Genomic DNA, 20,759 nt, shown 5'->3' on the forward strand with positions numbered 1-20,759 from the left:
AAAATTAAAAATCAAATCCAAAACCCAGCGTATAGGTATTCTCTTTCTCTCCAGAACCTAATAAACGCCACGCATAGTGTGTTTTAAAAACAATATTGGGGTGAGGGTAGTAATTGAGTCCGGCTGTATAAACGGTTCGCTCGTATCTCGGATTATCAAAAACAACACCTTCGGTACTCAACATAGCATCGTACCATTCGGCACGCCCGAAAGCATATAATTGCGGTGCTTGCTGTTGTTGGGGCATTAGTAGGTGCAGCAAATCATAGGCGGCTTCTATATATGCACCGCCGGCGGTTTTGGCAATGGGGGTGCGTTTTACATTGAGATTATTGGATAAATTTTGATTTGCTTTACTCAATGCCTCGCTGTTTTGGATATGCCCCAACATACCGAAAGCTCTCATTCTCCAGGGCTGTCCATCATAAGCAAAATGCACATCGCCGTAGGTAACCCAAGAGTCGGCAGTAAAATCTTTTTTGGGTCTGTTTCCGGTGGCATTGCCTGCATAAATATTAAAGCCGAGCCAACTATCTTTTTTAAACATATAATCCAGCCTGAGCGCATACGCTAAATTGTTGGCATTGATGGTTAAAAAACGAGTTTGATACCCCCTTCTAATCCAGTTTTGAGATGAGAAACCGCTATTGTCAAGCCCGCTGACTACATATAGATTATATTCAATGTATGGATATTCACGATGGGGTGCAAGCGCAATAGCTCCGCTAAATTCTAACCCTGTTTCATACCAGCCCAAAGGCAAAATGGTATTTTCTACCTCCGACCTGTATGCCGTAAAATATTCTCGGGGTTGGTCTTGCTTGGAAGCATTGCCCATATAAAAACGCATTTTTCCTACCCTTACATTAAATGCTTTTTTGATTTTAAAAAGGAGGTTTATTTGCTCCACTACTACTTCTCCGCCTTTCTCTACCTCTTGTTCAAATTCGCCGAACTCCTCCAAAGGGTCAAACGCCATAGTAGTGCCTGTTCCGCCATGTTCAAATTCAATTTCGGATTTAAACTGAATTTTTTCCGTGAATTTATAATATAGATAAAGGTTTAATCGCTCAGGGTCAATAATGTTCCGTTTGTCGGGAAGTGTTTCCCAATCAAAAGCATAGTAATTTACGGCACCATACCCCTTGAGTTGAAACTTTGAGAGAACATCATCAATTTTTTCAAGCCTCTTATTTGAACTAAGACTGTCAATTTGGGCAAATGTGTTTAAATTTAAACACATAAATACGTTGATTATAGTAAGTATTCTATACATTTTTCTTTGCACTTCAAATATTGTTTGCAAAGATATATTGTTATTTTTATTTAGACTAATTCTATTTTAATTTTTTTTATAACTTTTTTATAACAATAAATAAAAAATATTTGCGTTTTAGATTTTAAAAATCAGCAGATATTATAAAAATTATTTGACCTGAAAACAAAAAAGTTTTAAACTTTTCCAATTTTCATACCTTTGTTATTATCATTCGTTTTTTTTTACTTCGTATTTATTGCAAAATAAAAATATGTTGAATTTACGCCGTCTTGTGCCACTGATAGGTTTGGGCAGCCTTTTTGCCGCTTTTTCTTTTATCAATTTGGGCGAACAAAATTTTGAAGTGAATAAAAATTTGCGTTTGTTCACCGACCTCTACCGCGAACTCAATGCGATGTTTGTGGACAACTTAGACCACAACCGCCTCGTGGCTGACGGCATCAACGCTATGCTCGGTTCGCTCGACCCCTACACGGTGTATTATCCCGAAGAAGACCAAGAAGGCTACAAAATGCAAATTACGGGTAAATATGGCGGTATTGGCGCAGTTATTCAAAAAATGGACGACTATATCATCATCGCCGAACCTTATGATGGTTTTCCTGCCGCCAAAGCCGGTTTGCTCGCCGGCGACATCATTGTTGCTGTTAATGGAAAACCCATCAAATCGGGCGATACCGACCAAGTGAGCGAAAACCTGCGCGGCGCACCCGGCACTACCATCACCCTCACCATTCGCCGCGCCGGACAACCACAGGATATGACCGTGACACTCGTGCGCGAAGAAGTAGAAATCGGCAGTATCCCGTATTACGGTATGATAGAAAACGACGTAGCCTATGTGCGCCTGACCAACTTTACCGAAAACTGCGCCGAAGATGTGCGCAATGCACTCGACGAACTCAAAGCCAAAAACGCCATCAATGGTATTGTTTTAGATTTGCGCGATAACCCCGGCGGCTTACTCGACGAAGCCGTGGGAATGAGTGCTTTGTTTTTGAATAAAGGCGCAAAAGTAGTGAATACCAAAGGCAGGCAAAGCGAGTGGGAAAGCAACTACAACACCCGCGAAAACCCGTTCAGCACCGACCTCCCACTGGCAGTAATTATCAGTCGCGGCTCGGCTTCGGCTTCCGAAATTGTTGCCGGCACCATACAAGACTACGACAGAGGTGTCATTATCGGCGAAAAATCATTTGGAAAAGGTTTGGTCCAATCTACCAAAGGTTTGGGCTACAATGCGCAAATGAAAATCACCAATGCCAAATATTATTTGCCCAGCGGACGTTGCATACAGGCTATTGATTATTCGGGAAAGTATAAAGATGGCACCGAAGAACACGTTCCCGACTCCTTGCGCACCGCTTACAAAACTCAAAAAGGGCGCAAAGTATTTGATGCAGGCGGCATAGACCCCGACATGAAAGTAGATGTAGGTATGCTCGCCGATATTACCGCCGGTTTATATACCAAACAACTCATTTTTCAATACGCCACCCTTTATACCCAAAAACACCCCAACATAGCACCGGCAGCGCAATTTGAATTTACCGATAGCGATTATCAGGATTTTATGAATTTTTTGGCGGATAAAGAATATGATTATTCCAGCGAAAGTGAATTATTGTTGAAAAGTTTGAAAGAAAAATTGCAAAAAGAAAAATATTACGCCTCCTTGGAAAGCGATATTCAAACGCTGGAAAGCAAAGTGCGCCACGATAAAGCCAAAGATTTGCAACTCAACAAAGAAGAAATCAAACGCTATCTGAAAGAAGAAATCGTATCGCGCTATTATTTCCGCAAAGGTCGCATAGAGAGTACACTACGCCAAAATCCATATATTAAAGAGGCACTGCGCTTGCTCAAAGACAAAGCCGCCTACAATAATTTATTAAAAGGACAATAAAGGCATTTGTTTTTAAAAATCAGCAATTTAACCGCTTCTTTTTTTGTATGTTTTTTCTAATAAAAAAAGAAGATATTAATGTTTCATATCCGCCACACAATGCCCCATACTCCTACCCCTGCTTCTGACGAATGGTTCGGTGTTTGGTTCGATTCGCCTTATTATCACTTACTGTATCGGCAGCGCAGCCAAGAGGAAGCCGCCGACTTTATGCAACACCTCACCACCGCCCTGCATTTGCAGCCGCAAGCGCATATTTTAGACCTTGCCTGCGGTAGCGGTCGCCACGCTTACGCCCTGCACCGCTTGGGCTATCACGTCACCGGTATTGATCTTTCGGCACAGAGCATCGCACAAGCCCGCCGCCTTCAAAACGAGCAACTCCATTTCGATATACACGATATGCGCCAGCCCTACCGCGCCGCTGCTTTTGATGCCGTATTCAATTTGTTTACAAGTTTTGGTTATTTTGATAAAAAATCCGACAATCGGGCTACCATAGAAGCAATACACTGCAACTTGAAAGAAAAAGGCACCTTAGTCATTGATTTTCTAAATGCAGAATATGTGCGCAATAATTTAGTGCCGCAGGAAACAAAAATTCTGGATAATGTCATATTTTATATACGCCGCTATATTGATGGAGATAAAGTGATAAAAACCATAGATATAGAAGATGGCACGAAGCAATATCATTTTGAAGAAAAAGTACAGTTACTCCAACTCAACGACTTTTATGAATTATTGCAGCCCTTTTTTAAAATTATACACCTTTGGGGAAATTACTCCTTGACTACTTATCAGGCGGCTACGGCAGAGCGACTGATTATACACGCCATTAAATCATAAAATAAAAAAATTATTTTTGCTCTAATTATTTCTTTTACTACCGAAAAAGCCCAAGCACTGCCTGTGCTTATATCTCTTTATATAATTTGGTATAATTATCGCTGTTGCACCGATAAGGGTAATTATTTACACACCTGTTCAACACGCTTTTTAGCTTTTTGACAGCGTATGTCCGAGTGATGTAAAATAAATCTCGCTTTTTTAAAAGAAATTTGCAGCCGATAACGATATGGATGTGAGATATATTTTTGAAACGCTGTGGCGCAGACGATGGCTTATGTTGTTGCCTGCACTTTTGGGTGCGCTCGTCGCTTGGTATATTTTACAACAACAACCCAAAATTTATAAGTCGGAGGCAACCTTAGCTACCGGCGTTATTGATGAGGTAAAATCTACGCTGATAGATGATTACGGTTTTTCGCGCCCTTATGTGCAGGAATACACCGTTGACAATAAATTTACTAGCTTGGTAGAAGAAATTAAATCGCCTAATAACTTGTCGTTTTTGGCGTACCGCTTGTTTTTGCACGATGTAGCCACCCCAAAATCACAATTTGGCAACATTAATAAAGTGCGTGAGAAACATAATGTAAGCAAAGCCGCCGAATTGATGCAAATGCGCTTAGACTCCCTGCAGCCGCTTGATTACAACAAAGAACAAGATAAAGTATTAGGCGAAATGCTCAAATTGGCGGGTTTTCACCCTGAGCAGCTCAAACCCTACATCAATGCCCAACGCTACAAAGAAACCGACAACGTAACAGTTATCGCCATTACTCCCAATCCGGAAATGTCGCAGTTTGTGGTCAATTATGCCATAAAAGATTTTATCCGCTATTATGGCAGCCTCAAATTGCAGCGTGTACAAAAATCCATCGATTTCTTTCGCAAGCAAGCCGAAGAGAAAAAAATATTTTTAGATGCCAAAGTAAAAGAACTCAACGATTTTAAGATCCGCAATAATATTGTGGATATTCAGGAGCAGCGCAACCTTATTATGCGGCAGGTGAGCGATTTGGAAGTGCGCCGCGACGAAAGCACCAAACAACGCGAAAGCAGCGAAGCCGCCGTGCGCAGCTATCAAAAATATATGAAAAAAGGCGACAACGCCACCGCCGAGCAGCAAGCCAAAAACCGCGCCATTGACCAAATGCGCAGCCGCCGCGACTCGCTCCTCAACCGCTATGTGGCAAGCGGCTCCAAAGATGCCAAAATAAAAACCCAATTAGACGAAATACGCTCTCAATTGGAGGATAAAATCCGCGATGCTGCCCTCAATACCGGCGACACGCGCACCCGCGCCACCACCGAACAGGAGTTGCTCATGCGCAAAGTAGAAGCCGAAATAGATTACGAAGAAGCCGCCACCGCCTCGCGCCTCAGCAATGCCGAAATCACCCGTTTAGAAACCAAATTGGGCGCGCTGCTCTCGCAAGAAGCTCGCGTAGCTACCTTAGAACAACAAGTGCAGGTATCCTCTGACGAATACAGCAAAATTGTAGATAAAATGGAAAATGCCCGCGTATCAATGGGTAGTGCCGTCAATACGCTCTTGTTCATAGAAGAAGGCAAATATCCGTTTACCCCCGAACCCAACAAACAGTGGTTTATCGTACTGCTTACCTTCATCGGAGTGCTGCTTTTAGGAGCTTTATTGGTACTGTTGAGTATCCTGCTCGACCAACGCCTCCGCAATGCCAATGAATTTAAAAAATTCAGTAACTTGCCCGTACTCGCTTCGCTCAACCCTATCAAATTCAAAAATATTGATTTAGAAAAACTGTACCACAGCGTAAGCCCCAATACGCAGTTGGAAATATTTAAGCAGTTTATCCGAAAAACGCGCTTTCATGTAGAAAACAGCAACGGCAGAATAATTTTAGTAATGAGCCTCAACGAAGGTGAAGGAAAAACTTTTTATATCGTCAATTTGGCATACTCACTGTGCCTGAGCGGTAAAAAAACGCTCATCTTTGATATGAATTTAAAAAATAATGCGCTGACGCAAATGCTCATGAACGAACATCAGCAACAAGCCATTGCCAATACCGAACTGATAAGAAAATACAAACTCAGCGATATATTTGTATCATCGCGCATCAGCGATTGCGGCACAGAGTCGCATGTGGATATAGTAGGTTGCAACGGCGGTTTATTGTCGCCCGTGGAGTTATTTTCGGGTAAAGATATGAAAGGTTTTTTCGCGGAAATCGGCGGTTTTTATGATTATATATTGATGGAAGCACCCGCTTTTAACGAATATCCCGATGCAGCCGAATTATTTGAATATGCAGATAAACTATTGGTGGTGGTGTCGGCACAGCGCAGCCTCAACGACAACGACCGCCAGAATTTGGCTTATTTAGAAACACAAGAAGATAAAATGCTGGGTGTGGTGATTAATCAATCCGAAACGAGATAAAAAACAAGCAGGGCAAAAATAGTACTGCAAAAAATTGGTGTAATTTCTTGCAAAAGAGCCGCTAACTTTGCGGTTTGTTTCCTTATTGATTTTATATCATTCCGCCTCAACTTCAACCGGTTATGCTGCATCAGCTAAAAGAAAAAATAAAAAGTAATCCGAAACTCAAAAAATATTTGCATTGGTGCTTGATACGCCCACACGAAGCACGCCCGCGCCGTTGGGTGGCTTGGTTGGTAAATCCTTGGATTCACGAACGCGGCAAAGGCAGCAAAATACGAAGCAGCGTGCGTTTAGATGTAGTACCTTTTCAGCCGTTTAGCTTAGGCGAAGCAGCTATTGTAGAAGATTTTGCCGTACTCAACAATGGTTTAGGCGGCTTGCACATCGGCGACCATACTTTTATCGGTATTTCAAGTGTACTCATCGGACCGCTGAACATTGGCAAAGAAGTAATTATGGCACAACACGTTGTAGTATCTGCACTTAATCACGGCTACGAAGATGTGATGACGGCAATTTCCAAACAACCCTGTCAGGTGCAGGCAATTCGGATTGATGATGCCTGCTGGATTGGTGCAAATGCAGTTATAACCGCCGGTGTACATATCGGCAAACACTCGGTAGTGGCGGCAGGCAGCGTGGTCACTAAAAATGTACCGTCTTATACCATTGTAGCGGGCAATCCGGCAAAACCTGTCAAAGCCTACGATATTGACAGCAAACAATGGATAAAAATAAAAACTCAAGTATCTTCATTATCAGACCCTAATCAAAATGAAATACAGCACTAAAGATTTTCGTGGAAAAGAATTAAGCGCGAAAGAAAAATTTATAGAAGCCTACCTGATTATATTTTGCTTATTGGTATGCTTCGCATTTTTTGTAAAAATTGTATTTTTATAAAAAAGAAACACAAATTGTATTTCTTTTGCCGCATCATTTCATCTATTTGTTGCTATGAGCATCATCTATAAAAACTCACATAAAGAATCGTGGAGCAACCGCCTCTATCGTCTGCTGATTGTAGAAAAAATGAACAATATGGCGGGCTTGATACTATTGTTGCTGTTGGGTTTGGCGGTGGCATTAGTGATGGGCAGCGGCGGCACAACGGTTTCTATGCTCATAGTGCTGGGGCTATTGGGCTTACCGATAGGCTTACTCACGGCGTATCACCTCAATTTCGGTATTGCTGCTACTTTATCCATTTCTTTCTTTTTACTGGGTGTCGGCAAATATATCGGCGACCCGCCGGTGGGCATTTTGTTGGATACACTCATTTTATTGCTCTTGGTGGGTTTGTTGCTGCGTTTGGTATTGGAGCGCGATTGGCGTTTTATGAAATCCTGGGCAAGCCTCATCATTTTGGTATGGATCAGCTACAACGTCATTGAAGTTATCAATCCCACTGCCCCTTCGCGGTTGGCGTGGCTCTATACGGTGCGCCGTTTGGCGGCAATTGTAATGATGTACTATGTGGCTGCCTACGCTTTTTCGGGGTTGAGGCAGGTGCGCACCATCGTGGTCGTGCTGATTGTGTGGGCAGCTCTGGCAGCTTGCTATGGCATCTGGCAAGAAATTTTCGGTTTTAATGCGGCAGAAATGGCGTGGCTCTATCAAGTGCCCGACCGCATGGAATTGATTTTTCAATGGGGACGCTTCCGTCGTTTCTCTTTCCTCTCCGACCCTACCACTTTTGGTATTATGTGCGCTGCTATGGCTGTTTTCTGCACCGTATTGGTGATGGGTACTTATCGGCTGCGCTACAAAATATGGCTCATTCCCGTTATTATGCTGTTGTTGGCGGCGATGGTATTTTCAGGAACACGCACCGCTTATGCTATGCTGCCCGTCGGTGCATTGTTTTATGTACTCCTCAACCCTAATTTTCGCAACGTGCTGCTCACTGCCATTGGCGCATTGGGTTTTGTGGCTTTAATTTTAGTGCCTACGGGCAATGTTGAGCTATATCGTTTTCAGTCGGCTTTCAAAGGCTCAGAAGACAAATCTTTTGAGCTGCGTCTCAATAACCAGAAAAGAATACAACCTTTTATACAGGAACACGTTATGGGCGGCGGCTTGGGCAGTAGCGGCGAATGGGGCAAACGCTTTGCTCCCGATTTTATCTTAGCAAAGTTTCCGCCCGACAGCGGCTTTGTGCGCATCGCCGTAGAATTGGGCTGGTTAGGGCTACTAATTTATTGCTTAATGTTCTTTTTAGTGCTGCAAGTAGGCATCTATAATTACATGCGTGTGCGCAATCCTGAAATAAAAAACCTCTATCAAGCCTTTTTATGTCTAATTTTTACACTTACTATAGCAAATTATCCACAAGAAGCCGTAATTTTGGTGCCAAATAGCTTAATCTATTTTATAGCCGTCGCTGCATTGGTGCGTTTAAAAGACTTTGATAGGGTGTGACTAAAAAAATAATTGAGGTCAATACTACTATATATGTCGTTGAAATACAATACTATCAGAATATTCGGCTACCATTGTCAAAAACTTTACAATCAGGAGTAAAATGGCACAACCCTTGCATGACATAGAAGAAAATGAACAACCTATGATGAGCCGTTTTCTAATACCCGGCTGGGTGAAATATCACTACAGTCTGCCCGATAATTGGAGAGAAACTCCGATTGAGCGCATACAAGAAATTAAAGAAGGATTGAAACGTTTTAAAAACGTTGAAAATCCGGTCGTGTCTATTATTATACCCGCTTATAACGAAGAAGGGTATTTGATGAAAACACTTTCATCAATATCTAAAATAAAAACCAATTTTCCCACCGAGCTATTCGTCATCAACAACAACTCCACCGATGCCACACAAGAAATATTGGACTTGTTGGAGGTAAACAGCTATTTGGAAAAATTGCAGGGGGTCAGTTTTGCACGCCAAAGCGGTTTGGAGCGGGCGCGGGGCGAGTATATCGTCAATGCCGACTCCGACTCCATTTACCCCGAAACTTGGGTAGATGCACACGTTGCGATGCTGCAAGATAAAACTGTTTCCTGTTCTTATGGCAGATACTCTTTTATTCCTACCCAAAATAATCGTATTTCTTTGGGTTTTTATGAAATGATGGCGGAAGTAATATTTCGTATGCGTATGCCGCACAAAGAATATTTTAATGTAATGGGCTTCAATTTTTCGTTTCGCCGTGCCGATGGCATTCAGGTAGGCGGCTACAATACCAAACGCAAAGTGTGGGAAGACGGCTGGATGGGTATGCTGCTCAAGCAAGTAGGCAATATTAAACGCATCAACGACCAAGGGGCTTGGGTATGGACAACCGACCGCCGCCTCCTCGAAGACGGCAGTTTGAGTGTCGCTTTCCTGCGCCGCGTATCGGGGCAGCTGGGGCGTATCTACGGCTATCTCTTTCCGGTGAAAGATTACACTTTCAAACCACGTTAAATGATAAAAAATATTTTTGTAAGTGTCTTATTGTGTGGTTTAGTGGGCATTTTGTACTGCAATAGCCTACAAGCACAAAGCATTGACTACGACCGCATTGTTGCGCCCATTAACCAAAAACCGCGCGAATTTGAAGAACAATTGGTGCAATTGGCTTGGAAAAATTATCCGGAAAACAGAAATTTTGAAAGCAAATTGCGCATGGAACAAGAACGCCGCGAATTGGCAAAATGGGATTGGGCGAAAGATTTTAAAGCGAGTGTCAATCTCACCGACCGCCTTTTGCATTCCAACTCACAGGAAAATATTTTCTTTCCTTTGGTAACGGTATCTTTGGGCGTGGATTTGGGAACGATAGTAGGCAGAAAACGCGAACTCAAAATTGCCAAAGAACATATTGACATTGCCAAAAATGATATCAATGAACAAAAATTGTTCGTTCGTGCCGAAACCCTCCGCCGCTACCGCCTGTATTTGGGGGCGATGGATATTTTGAAAGTGCGCCTGCAAGCCGTAGATGATACTTACAATACCTACACTTTATTGTCGCAAAAATTCAAACAAGGTGATGCCACTTTGGAAGAATACAATCAGTCTGCCGATATTTACAACGATGCCCAAGAAGCAAAAATCCGTGCCGAAACCGATGTAGCCATCGCCAAATTGAATTTGGAAGAGTTGATTGGCGTAAAATTGGAAGAAGTAAAATAAAAATCTCTTTTATTTTTGTGTAGAAAAACTATTCGGGTTATAAAAAATTATTACCCGAATAGTCTGTTTTTTTTTATAGATTTACTTTTTCTATGAAACGCCGCTACTCATTTTCCCTGTTGCCTGCACTTTATTTTTTGTTACCCGCCTTATTCATCATACTGATAGCACTGTGGCAAAATAAAGTACCGCGCTGGCAATTGTTGTTGGATAGCAATGCGCTATGTAAACAACCCTTTTATGTAGGATTTATTTCCAATATCGGTATTTTGATGTGGAGTGCCGCCGCCGCCGTAAGTGCTTTAGCATCAATCGTACTCAACCGCAACAATCATACACAAGGTCTTTTAACAAAAATGCTGGCAACTTTGTCTGTATTCTCGTTGATATTATGCTTTGATGATTTGTTTCAAATCCACGAAGATGTATTTCCGAACTACCTGCACATTCCGCAGGAAGTGTTGTATTGTGCTTATGCCGCTATTTTTGTTATTATCATTTTTGCATACCGCACGCTATGGAATTTTACACCCTACGGCTTGCTGCTTTTATCTATCAGTTTTTTTGCAATGTCGCTGTGCTTCGACACCGGCTTTTGTAATAATAGCCGAGGAGCATATTTATTGGAAGATGTGAATAAATTTTTCGGCATCACGGCTTGGTTGGCGTATTGCTCCATTTTGAGCTACCGCAGCCTGCGCAATGTTATCTGATACCGAAAAAATATTTATTTATTATTCATTTTCTGTTTTTGTCGGAAGTAATTTCATTTTTTTATGATTTTTACTAAACCGATAAGCTGCATTGACATTAATTAAATAATCTGCAAAGGCAGCATCGCCCTGTGTATAAACACCGGTTTCTTCCGTTCTTTGTTTATCCAAATAGCTCTGTGTGCGGTTGCGATACAGGGCAAACGGAACACTTAATTGTAGAGCTAATCTATTTTTGTTGTAGCCGATGCTCGGTTCTGCCGATACTGCATAGCCGGGTCTTCTGAAACCGTCGCTGCCACCGATTATATCTTTAGAAGGGACTCCTTCACAACGCATTCCCAAAAAGGCATTCCAATTAGAAAAAGCATTATAAAAAATACCGGTACGTACCGAAAACTGATCAGGACAGGAGTATTCACTCGTTCCGGTGCGGGTAAGCATACCATTGCTTTCTTGTGGGCTTAACATATAATATAAATTACTGCTCCACACAAAATGTTGGGATAGAGGATGAAATCCTTGCACATCTATCGTAAAACCATAAGCACCATCACCCGGTTGAATAGATTGGTCTACCACAGCTTCTATATCTTGGTCTTTATTGGTACCCTGATTATAAAAAGTATCTGTATAATCATATTTCCCTGTCGGTAACTTTATGCCCACCGCTACCGAATAATTAAAAGGGTGTGTCTGTGGATTAAAAAGCCAATAGCCTCCCGCAAGACGAATATCTGCCAATCCCTGCGATTGAGTTGTATGCCGTTCGCCCAATCCGTTGGGAGGATTGCCGGGTTGGAACGGTGGGATTGACAAGGTACAGCAGCGGGCGGGAACCTAAAAGTGTCCAAAATGCGACTTATTGATTATCGTCCCCGCTTCTACTCGTTCAGCCTCTTCGTGGTCGCCGCGAAAATGACGAAATGACTTAAAATAGCGGTAATTGGTTTGTACAGCAAAATCGCCTTTAGCCAAATTGGGGGCAGTACCCAATGAGCCGCCACAAGCCCGTATAGCTATACAGCCCTGACTGTAGGTAGCGTAATGATGGAGCAAAAAGAAAGCCGTAAATAATAAAATTTTATTATAAAATTTCATATTTATTAAAAACAAATTAATGAAAGAAGGTACAAAAGTAGAATATTTATTTTATTTCATCTCTTTCAATTCATTTACAACTTTTGTAAAAGTCGCTTTTGCATCGCCGAAAAGCATCAAGCAATTGGGATAGCCGAAGAGTTCGTTTTCAATACCGGCATAGCCTGCCGCCATACTGCGTTTGCTCACAATAACGGTGCGCGCTTTGTCGGCATTTAAGATGGGCATTCCGTAAATAGGGCTGTTGGGATTAGTGCGTGCCGCCGGATTGACCACATCATTTGCTCCTATTACAATGGCTACATCGGTATTGGAAAATTCATCGTTAATCAGCTCCATTTCCATGAGTTTATCATAAGGCACATTGGCTTCTGCGAGTAATACGTTCATATGACCCGGCATACGTCCTGCCACCGGATGAATGGCGAATTTGACACTGATATTGCGTTTTTCCAATAATTCCATCAATTCGCGCATTACATGTTGTGCTTGCGCCACCGCCATTCCGTAGCCCGGTACTATCAGCACCGACGAAGCAGCATCTAAAATCAAAGCGGTTTCTTCTATGCCCACTTCTTTTACTGCAATATCACTGCCTTTGCCGCCGCCCGTATCCGTACCTGTTGTTTGCCCGAAACCTCCCAAAAGCACACTAATCAGCGAGCGGTTCATCGCTTTGCACATAATATCGGTGAGGATAATTCCCGAAGTACCGACCAATGCACCCGCAATAATGAGTACATTATTACTGAGTACAAATCCTGTGGCGCAAGCCGCCATACCCGAATACGAGTTGAGCAAAGAAATAACCACCGGCATATCCGCCCCGCCGATAGGAATGACGGTGAGTATGCCCAACAATAAAGAAACAGCCAAAATAATCCACAGCCACAGGCTTTGCTCCACTTGCAGCACCAGCAATACAGAAGCGGCAATACTGCCGATAAACAGCAATAAATTCAGCAAATGCTGCCCCTTGAATTGCACCGAACCGCCGTAAATACTGCCGTTGAGTTTGCCAAAAGCCACCAAAGAGCCTGTCAGTGTAAGAGCACCGATAAAAATACTCAAAATAATACTGATTAAAGTAATAGTATCCGGTGGATTATGCACCTCCATCACCCGCAGCCAATAATCCGAAAGTGCCACCAATACCGAAGCCAAGCCGCCAAAACCATTAAAAAGTGCCACCATCTCCGGCATTTTGGTCATTTGTATCCGCTGCCCTGCAATAACTCCCACCACACTGCCAATGAGCATCGCCACTAAAATTTCAGGAACACTCGCCAATCCCACCTGCACCATCGTAGCAACAATCGCTATGAGCATTGCCAACATAGAATAAAAATTTCCTTCGCGGGCGGTGTTGGTTTTTCCTAATTTTTTGATACCTGCAATAAATAATACGGAGGCTATCAGATAGGCAATAGATATGAGTGTATTCATACAATATATTTTGAGTAAAATAGCTGTTGCCGAGCAAGTTACAATTTATTTGGAAAAAGAAGGAATAGAAATTTTAAAAAATATTTTCAAGTATTTTTTTCTTACCAAAATTAGGTCGTTTTTGGCAAATAAAAAACTGCTGCTCTGTTATTTACACAAAGCAGCAGCATATCGTATCAAATCATTGATACCTCTGTATTATTATCTCATTAAGGCTTTTCGATAGCCAATAATTCTACATCAAAAATAAGGGCAGTGTTGGGTCCGATGTCGTCACCTGCGCCGCGCTCGCCATACGCCAAATTTGACGGAATAAACAAACGCCATTTTGAACCAACGGGCATCAGTTGCAAGGCTTCTGTCCAGCCTGCTATCACACGATTCACCGGAAAAGAAGCGGGCTGTCCACGTTCCACCGAGCTGTCGAATACAGTGCCGTCAATCAAAGTGCCGTGATAGTGCGTAGAAACCGTACTTGTAGCCGAAGGTTTAGGTCCATTACCCTCCTTCAAAATTTGATACTGCAAGCCACTGGCGGTGGTCACCACGCCTACTTTTTTGCCGTTTTCAGCTAAGAAAGCCATACCTTCTTGCTTGTTGATTTCTTTGAGACGTGCCTGTGCCGCCGTAAAATAGGTCTGCAAAAATGTATTCATTTCTGCTTCGGAAAATTGCAAAGATTTGCCGCCTTGCGCATCTACAAATCCGCGCAATAATTGCTCGCTGTCGATGTCGGTTGCTCCTTGACTTTTCAGTCCGCGTGCCAAATTTACGCCATAAGCATAGCTCGCTTTTTGGGTATCGTTCATGTTTGATGTGTTTTGTTGAGCAAAAAGTGCGGTGCTGCAAGCACTCAGCCACAATCCGCCTGTCAATAATATTGTTTTTAAATTCATGTTTGTTGGTTGGAGGATAAAATAATGATTGGGTATTTTTTTATAAATAAAATGTATTTTTTCTGTTGAAATGCAAATAACGACAGGTATAAACAAAAATTGTGGACGGCAAAGTTAAAAAGATAATTGACAGACCACACCTTTTCCTTCATAAGCAGGGGCAATGCTGAACAGTTGCCAACGACTGTCGCGGTGATGCAAAGCCGGAATCAGATAACCGCAAGCTGCTCCTACCACATAGCCCACTACTACATCGGAGGCAAAATGCTCTCCCGACAAATAACGATAAGTGCCCACTGCCGCCGGCAAAGCGGCTGCCGCCAAATACACAAAAGGACGATGAATAGAGCGTGGGTGATAATCGGCATATACGCGGGCACAGAAAAAACTTATCGCCGCCGCATTGGAAGTATGCCCCGAAAAAAAAGACCACCGCGCATATTTGGTGGTTTTGCGGCTCATCGCCACCCACTCATTATAAGCAAAAGGACGCGGACGCTTGGCGATGCTTTTGGAAAGATGGGTGAGGGCATTGGTGACAAATACCGCCTCCAAACCCAAAGTAGCTACCGTGAGCACATCTTCGCGCACACGCGGCGACAACAGCAAAGCCGGCGACAGCACAAAAGCCGAAGCCGCCAAATAGTCGCTGCGTTTTTTGTAAGTCGGCGACAAATTATCCAAAGCTCTTTGGTCAGGTTTCCATACTTTGTTGGGGTCAAGAGCCTCCACATCAGTTTCGCTCAAAGGCGGCATCACATATTTTATCCATTGCGCCACACCAAACCCCACAGCACTGCCGCCATATACCCACAAATCTTTGCGGCGGTCTAATACATAAGGGCTGCGGGGGCTTTGAGCCAGTGCCGACATATTTATCAACAACAAAAAAATACATTCGCAAAGCAGCAAAAAGCGAAAATATAAAAACATGCCGGACTTAGAGAAAAAATTAAAGTAAAAAAATAACGCCAAAAAATGTAGTTTAAAACAAACCAAACAATTTAGCCGACACCATATTAATTATTTTGCCTAAATCCTCTTGATTTTCGGCAAAATCCAATTCATCAATATCTACAATCAGCAATTCGCCCTCTTTATAATTGCCTATCCATTGTTCGTAGTATTCGTTGAGGCGTTTGAGATAATCCATACGCAGGTTTTCTTCATAAGCACGACCTCTTTTTTGAATTTGGCTCACCAATTTGGGCACCGAAGCGCGGATATAAATGAGCAAATCGGGAGGTGTAATAAACTGCGTCATGAGCAGAAACAAAGACGTATAATTATTGAAATCGCGGCTGCTCATCAGTCCCATGTGGTGCAGGTTGGGCGCAAAAATAAGCGCATCTTCATAGATAGTACGGTCTTGCACCACCGTTTTATCCCCCGTATTAATATCGCATACCTGCCGAAAGCGGCTGTTCAGAAAATACACCTGCAAATTGAACGACCAGCGCGGCATATCGTTATAAAAATCCTGCAAATACGGATTAATTTCTACATCTTCAAAGTGGGTCTCCCACCCGAAATGTTTTGCCAGCAGTTCGGCTAAAGTTGTTTTTCCGGCTCCTATATTACCGGAAATACCGATGTGTTTAATGGGGCGTTCCAAAGGTAAATGTGCGCTTTTTAATGAAAGAAAAATAAATCCTGTTCGTGCAAAGATAGGTAAAAGCCCTGATACGATACAGTTAATTTTATCAATAAAATGAAAAAAAACCGGACTTTATCCTGTGTTTTAAAACAAAAAGCAAGCGTAAAGTTTTTTATATAAATAAAGTAATATTTTGTAATCAAGACATTATTATAAAATATTAGAATTTAGGTATAAAACCTGCCAGACTCGCCGGATTGCAAGCCAAAACAATATAAAAACAATACAGCAGCTTAAAAAAGCTAACTATCTTACTTTTATCACTAATTTTACCCTTTCTAAAAATAGTTTGGATTCTGTTTTTTTTAACACAAAAATACCCTCATGAGTCAGGAACTCTTAGCAGCCGTACATCAAAAAATTGCCGAAATTGCACAATATCCCATCAGCGATGCCGCCTCTTTAGAACAGTTTCGTATTGCCTATTTGGGTAGTAAAAACGAACTAAAAGATTTATTCGGTGAAATGCGCAACGTAAGCCCCGACCTCAAAAAAGAATTCGGGCAACTGCTCAATACCGCCAAACAAAACGCCGAACAACGCCACGAAACGGAAAAGAAAAAACTCGCTTCGGCAAAACGCCAAACCGACATTCCCGACCTTTCGCTGCCCGCCGCTTTCAGTATGGGCACCCGCCACCCCATTTCGGCGGTGCGCAACGAAGTCTGCAATATTTTCCGCCGTTTGGGTTTTGTCATTGAAGAAGACCGCGAAATAGAAGACGACTGGCACAACTTCACAGCACTCAACTTTCCGCCGGAGCACCCCGCCCGCGATATGCAAGACACCTTTTTTATTGACGAGCAAATGGCATTGCGCACACATACCTCATCGGTGCAGGTGCGCCTGATGGAAAAAAGCCAACCGCCTATCCGCGCTATTATGCCCGGACGCGTATATCGCAACGAAACCATCTCTGCACGCTCTCATTGCCAATTTCATCAAGTAGAGGGCTTGTTCGTTGCCGAAAACGTGTCCCTCGCCGACCTCAAACAAACTTTGTTTTATTTCGCACAGGAAATGTTTGGCAAAGACACCAAAATCCGTTTCCGTCCGAGTTATTTTCCCTTCACCGAAATTTCGGCAGAAATGGACGTAAGCTGTTTTATCTGCCACCAAAAAGGTTGCAATGTGTGCAAACACAGCGGCTGGGTAGAAATTCTCGGCTGCGGTATGGTAGATCCCAATGTGTTCGACAACTGCGGCATTGACTCCAATCGCTATACAGGTTTCGCCTTTGGTATGGGCATCGAGCGCATTGCTATGCTGAAATATCGCATCAACGACATACGCCACTTTTTTGAGAATGATTTGCGCTTCTTAAAACAATTTGCAGGCATATAGTTTTTTTGTTAAAAAAACATTAGCTCTGTACTTGTTGTTATGATGGCAGAGCAATATCATTTTTATTAAAAATCAACAGTGGCTAAAAAAAATACGTCAGCTCCTACCGCCACCAAACAAGAAATAGAAGCCATAGAAGTGGTGGGCGCAAAGGTGCATAACCTCAAAAACATCAATGTACAACTGCCGCGCAATAGTTTGTGTGTCATTACCGGCATTAGTGGCAGCGGCAAGTCGTCTCTCGCCTTCGATACCATCTTCGCCGAAGGACAACGCCGCTATATGGAAAGCTTTTCGGCTTATGCCCGTCAGTTTGTAGGTGGCTTTGAGCGTCCTGACGTAGAAAAAATCAACGGACTTACGCCGGTGGTGTCCATTGAACAAAAAAGCACCAACCGCAATCCGCGCTCAACAGTAGGTACTGTCACCGAACTCTACGATTTTCTGCGCCTCCTGTATGCCCGCACCGCCGATGCCTATTCCTACATCACCAACAAGCCAATGGTGCGTTTCAGCGAAGCGCAAATGATAGAATTTATCTCCACACACTATGCACAACAAGCCATTGTATTATTAGCACCCTTGGTAAAAGGACGCAAAGGACACTACCGCGAATTGTTTGAGCAAATTCGCAAACAAGGCTATGTGCGGGTGCGCGTGGACGGCGAAATGCTGGAAATTGTCCCCAAAATGCAACTCGACCGTTACAAAGTTCACGACATTGAAGTGGTGATAGACCGTTTTACGGTAGAAGAAAAAAATCATCTGCGCTTGCGCGAATCGCTGCAAAGAGCTTTGCATTCGGGTAAAGATATTGTAATGGTACAGACACATCAGGGCGGCGACTTAAAAACACTTTCCAAAAACCTCATGTGTGCCGATAGCGGCATCGCCTACGAAGAACCTTCGCCCAATACCTTTTCTTTCAACTCGCCTTATGGTGCTTGCCCTGTATGCAAAGGTCTGGGGCGTATTCCAAAAGCAGATTTGGATTTGATTATCCCCGACCCCACCCTTTCCATCGAAGTTGGCGGTTTAGCTCCTTTGGGCGAAGAGCGCGACACTTATACCTATGCAAAAATCAAGGCATTAGCCGCCAAATATCAATTCAGCCTCAAACAGCCCATTGAACAACTGCCAAAAGCGGCTTTGGATTTGATTTTATACGGCTCTGAAAAAGGACAGCCTGTTACAGAAACCATCGGATATGGCACAAAACGCTGGTACGATTTGGAGTTTGAAGGGCTTTGCAATATAGTGTTGCGCTGCTCGCAGGATAATGACGCTCAATCTTTGCAACGGTGGGCGGAGCAATATATTCGCCATTTGCGCTGTGATGATTGCGGCGGCACGCGCCTCAAGCAAGAAGCGCGTTATTATAAAATAGACGGTAAAAATATTGCCGAACTGGTAGAGATGGATTTGTCGGTTTTGTATGAATGGTTCAAAGACATAGAACCGCGCCTCAGCGAACGCCAGCGCAGCATTGCTCACGATTTGCTCAAAGAAATACGCGCCCGTTTAGAGTTTTTGCTCAATGTGGGTTTGGATTATCTGAGCCTCAACCGCCCCACCGCTTCTTTGTCGGGCGGCGAAAGCCAGCGTATTCGCCTCGCCACACAAATCGGCTCGCAGTTGGTGGGCATCACTTATATCCTCGACGAGCCGAGTATTGGTTTGCATCAGCGCGACAACCACCGCCTCATTCATTCGCTCAAAAACCTCCGCGACAGCGGCAATACGGTTTTGGTGGTAGAACACGACCGCGACATTATGCTCGCTGCCGACCATATCGTGGATTTGGGACCGGGTGCGGGAATTTTGGGCGGAAAAGTGGTGAATGAAGGCACAGCAGCACAATTTCGGCAGCAACACAGCCTCACCGCCGACTATCTGAGCCGCCGCAAAGACATTGAGCTACCCCACGAAAGACGAAACGGCAACGGCAAAACCCTGATATTGCGGGGCGCACGCGGTCATAATCTCAAAAACATAGATTTGCATTTGCCGCTTGGCACTTTCATCGCCATTACGGGTGTATCGGGCAGCGGAAAATCTTCGCTCATTACCGACACGCTGTATCCGGTACTGATGCAGCATTTTTACCGTTCCAAAAGAGCAGCTTTGAATTACGACAGCATAGAAGGTCTGGAGCATTTGGATAAAATTATTGAAATAGACCAATCGCCTATCGGCAGAACACCGCGCTCCAATCCGGCTACTTATATCAAATTGTTTGATGAAATACGCAATATATACGCCAAACTACCCGAAGCGCAAGTGCGCGGCTATAAAGCAGGGCGTTTTTCGTTTAATATGAAAGGCGGACGCTGCGAAACCTGCGAAGGCGGCGGTATGCGCATCATCGCTATGAATTTTTTGCCCGATGTGAGCGTATTGTGCGAAACCTGCTTAGGCAAACGCTACAACCGCGAAACCTTGGAAGTGCGCTACAAAGGAAAATCCATCAACGATGTGCTGAATATGAATGTACACGAAGCACTAGATTTTTTTGAACATTTTCCGAAAATTGCCCAAAAGATAAAAACGTTGCAGGAGGTGGGTTTGGGTTATATCACTTTGGGACAGGCAGCTACTACCCTTTCCGGCGGCGAAGCGCAACGCATCAAATTGGCAGCAGAACTGAGCAAACGGGCAAGCGGCAAAACGCTGTATATTTTAGATGAACCCAGCACCGGCTTGCACTTTGAAGATGTCCGTATGCTGCTGGAAGTATTGCAAAAATTGGCAGACAAAGGCAATACAGTAGTGGTGATTGAGCATAATTTAGACATTATTAAAGTGGCGGATTATGTGGTGGATATGGGCAAAGAAGGTGGCAAAGGCGGCGGCGAAATTTTGTTTGCGGGTACACCCGAAGCCCTCGCTGAATGTGCAGAAAGCTATACAGGGCAATTTTTAAAAGAGGAATTGTTGCAGATGCAGGGCACGGAACAAGCATCTTAATGCTGATGATATTGTATTTTTTGTATTATTGTTTTTTCAAT

17 protein-coding genes are annotated in these 20,759 nt (G+C 43.3%); 10 read left to right on the plus strand and 7 right to left on the minus strand.

All coding sequences use genetic code 11. The annotated features are described in order from the left end of the window. Positions 1-4: 4 nt before the first annotated feature. On the minus strand, positions 5-1,243 hold the full coding sequence (locus IPL35_00640) for an autotransporter outer membrane beta-barrel domain-containing protein (GenBank protein MBK8441995.1): 1,239 nt from the start codon (positions 1,241-1,243) through the stop codon (positions 5-7). Positions 1,244-1,529: 286 nt separating this feature from the next. On the opposite strand from IPL35_00640, the gene IPL35_00645 reads away from it, so the two are divergent. The 8 genes from IPL35_00645 (at position 1,530) to IPL35_00680 (ending at position 11,307) form a co-directional block, all read left to right on the plus strand. After that, positions 1,530-3,185, plus strand: a complete 1,656-nt coding sequence (locus IPL35_00645) for a S41 family peptidase (protein ID MBK8441996.1) — start codon at positions 1,530-1,532, stop codon at positions 3,183-3,185. A 99-nt stretch (positions 3,186-3,284) separates the two neighbouring features. Continuing rightward, positions 3,285-4,034 (plus strand): class I SAM-dependent methyltransferase, encoded by a 750-nt coding sequence (locus IPL35_00650; protein ID MBK8441997.1) that lies wholly within the window; start codon positions 3,285-3,287, stop codon positions 4,032-4,034. 229 nt (positions 4,035-4,263) lie between these two features. Next, entirely contained in the window at positions 4,264-6,456 is a 2,193-nt protein-coding gene (locus IPL35_00655; GenBank protein MBK8441998.1) for an AAA family ATPase, read from the plus strand. Positions 6,457-6,578: 122 nt separating this feature from the next. Then, on the plus strand, positions 6,579-7,250 hold the full coding sequence (locus IPL35_00660) for an acyltransferase (protein ID MBK8441999.1): 672 nt from the start codon (positions 6,579-6,581) through the stop codon (positions 7,248-7,250). 166 nt (positions 7,251-7,416) lie between these two features. Further along, positions 7,417-8,880 (plus strand): O-antigen ligase family protein, encoded by a 1,464-nt coding sequence (locus IPL35_00665; GenBank protein ID MBK8442000.1) that lies wholly within the window; start codon positions 7,417-7,419, stop codon positions 8,878-8,880. A gap of 103 nt (positions 8,881-8,983) precedes the next feature. Then, entirely contained in the window at positions 8,984-9,883 is a 900-nt protein-coding gene (locus IPL35_00670) for a glycosyltransferase family 2 protein (GenBank protein ID MBK8442001.1), read from the plus strand. Further along, on the plus strand, positions 9,884-10,594 hold the full coding sequence (locus IPL35_00675) for a TolC family protein (GenBank protein MBK8442002.1): 711 nt from the start codon (positions 9,884-9,886) through the stop codon (positions 10,592-10,594). It abuts the gene before it with no gap. A gap of 92 nt (positions 10,595-10,686) precedes the next feature. After that, positions 10,687-11,307: a hypothetical protein gene (locus IPL35_00680; protein MBK8442003.1), complete on the plus strand. Its 621-nt coding sequence runs from the start codon at positions 10,687-10,689 to the stop codon at positions 11,305-11,307. Positions 11,308-11,328: 21 nt separating this feature from the next. Here the strand turns inward: IPL35_00680 and IPL35_00685 are convergent, their stop codons facing one another. The 6 genes from IPL35_00685 to IPL35_00710 all read right to left on the minus strand — a co-directional run bounded on the left by IPL35_00685 (position 11,329) and on the right by IPL35_00710 (position 16,365). Beyond that, on the minus strand, positions 11,329-12,126 hold the full coding sequence (locus IPL35_00685) for a transporter (protein MBK8442004.1): 798 nt from the start codon (positions 12,124-12,126) through the stop codon (positions 11,329-11,331). A gap of 21 nt (positions 12,127-12,147) precedes the next feature. Further along, entirely contained in the window at positions 12,148-12,408 is a 261-nt protein-coding gene (locus IPL35_00690; protein ID MBK8442005.1) for a hypothetical protein, read from the minus strand. A gap of 51 nt (positions 12,409-12,459) precedes the next feature. Then, complete coding sequence (locus IPL35_00695) at positions 12,460-13,854, minus strand: NAD(P)(+) transhydrogenase (Re/Si-specific) subunit beta (GenBank protein MBK8442006.1); 1,395 nt, start codon at positions 13,852-13,854, stop codon at positions 12,460-12,462. A 209-nt stretch (positions 13,855-14,063) separates the two neighbouring features. Continuing rightward, positions 14,064-14,750, minus strand: a complete 687-nt coding sequence (locus IPL35_00700) for an FKBP-type peptidyl-prolyl cis-trans isomerase (GenBank protein ID MBK8442007.1) — start codon at positions 14,748-14,750, stop codon at positions 14,064-14,066. A 114-nt stretch (positions 14,751-14,864) separates the two neighbouring features. Then, the gene (locus tag IPL35_00705; protein ID MBK8442008.1) at positions 14,865-15,623 is read right to left on the minus strand and encodes a phosphatase PAP2 family protein; all 759 of its coding nucleotides are present in this window, start codon (positions 15,621-15,623) and stop codon (positions 14,865-14,867) included. Positions 15,624-15,735: 112 nt separating this feature from the next. Next, positions 15,736-16,365, minus strand: coding sequence for a deoxynucleoside kinase (locus IPL35_00710; GenBank protein MBK8442009.1), 630 nt, complete (start codon positions 16,363-16,365; stop codon positions 15,736-15,738). Between the two features lie 366 nt (positions 16,366-16,731). Here IPL35_00710 and pheS point away from each other — a divergent pair, with 366 nt between their 5' ends. Both pheS and uvrA read left to right on the plus strand, forming a co-directional pair. After that, the gene (gene pheS, locus IPL35_00715) at positions 16,732-17,751 is read left to right on the plus strand and encodes a phenylalanine--tRNA ligase subunit alpha (GenBank protein MBK8442010.1); all 1,020 of its coding nucleotides are present in this window, start codon (positions 16,732-16,734) and stop codon (positions 17,749-17,751) included. 78 nt (positions 17,752-17,829) lie between these two features. After that, a complete protein-coding gene (uvrA, locus tag IPL35_00720; protein MBK8442011.1) occupies positions 17,830-20,718 on the plus strand; it encodes an excinuclease ABC subunit UvrA in 2,889 nt (962 codons plus the stop codon). Positions 20,719-20,759 lie beyond the last annotated feature (41 nt).

The organism is Sphingobacteriales bacterium, from assembly GCA_016711285.1.
In the GTDB taxonomy this organism is placed as follows: Bacteria; Bacteroidota; Bacteroidia; order Chitinophagales; family UBA2359; genus JADJTG01.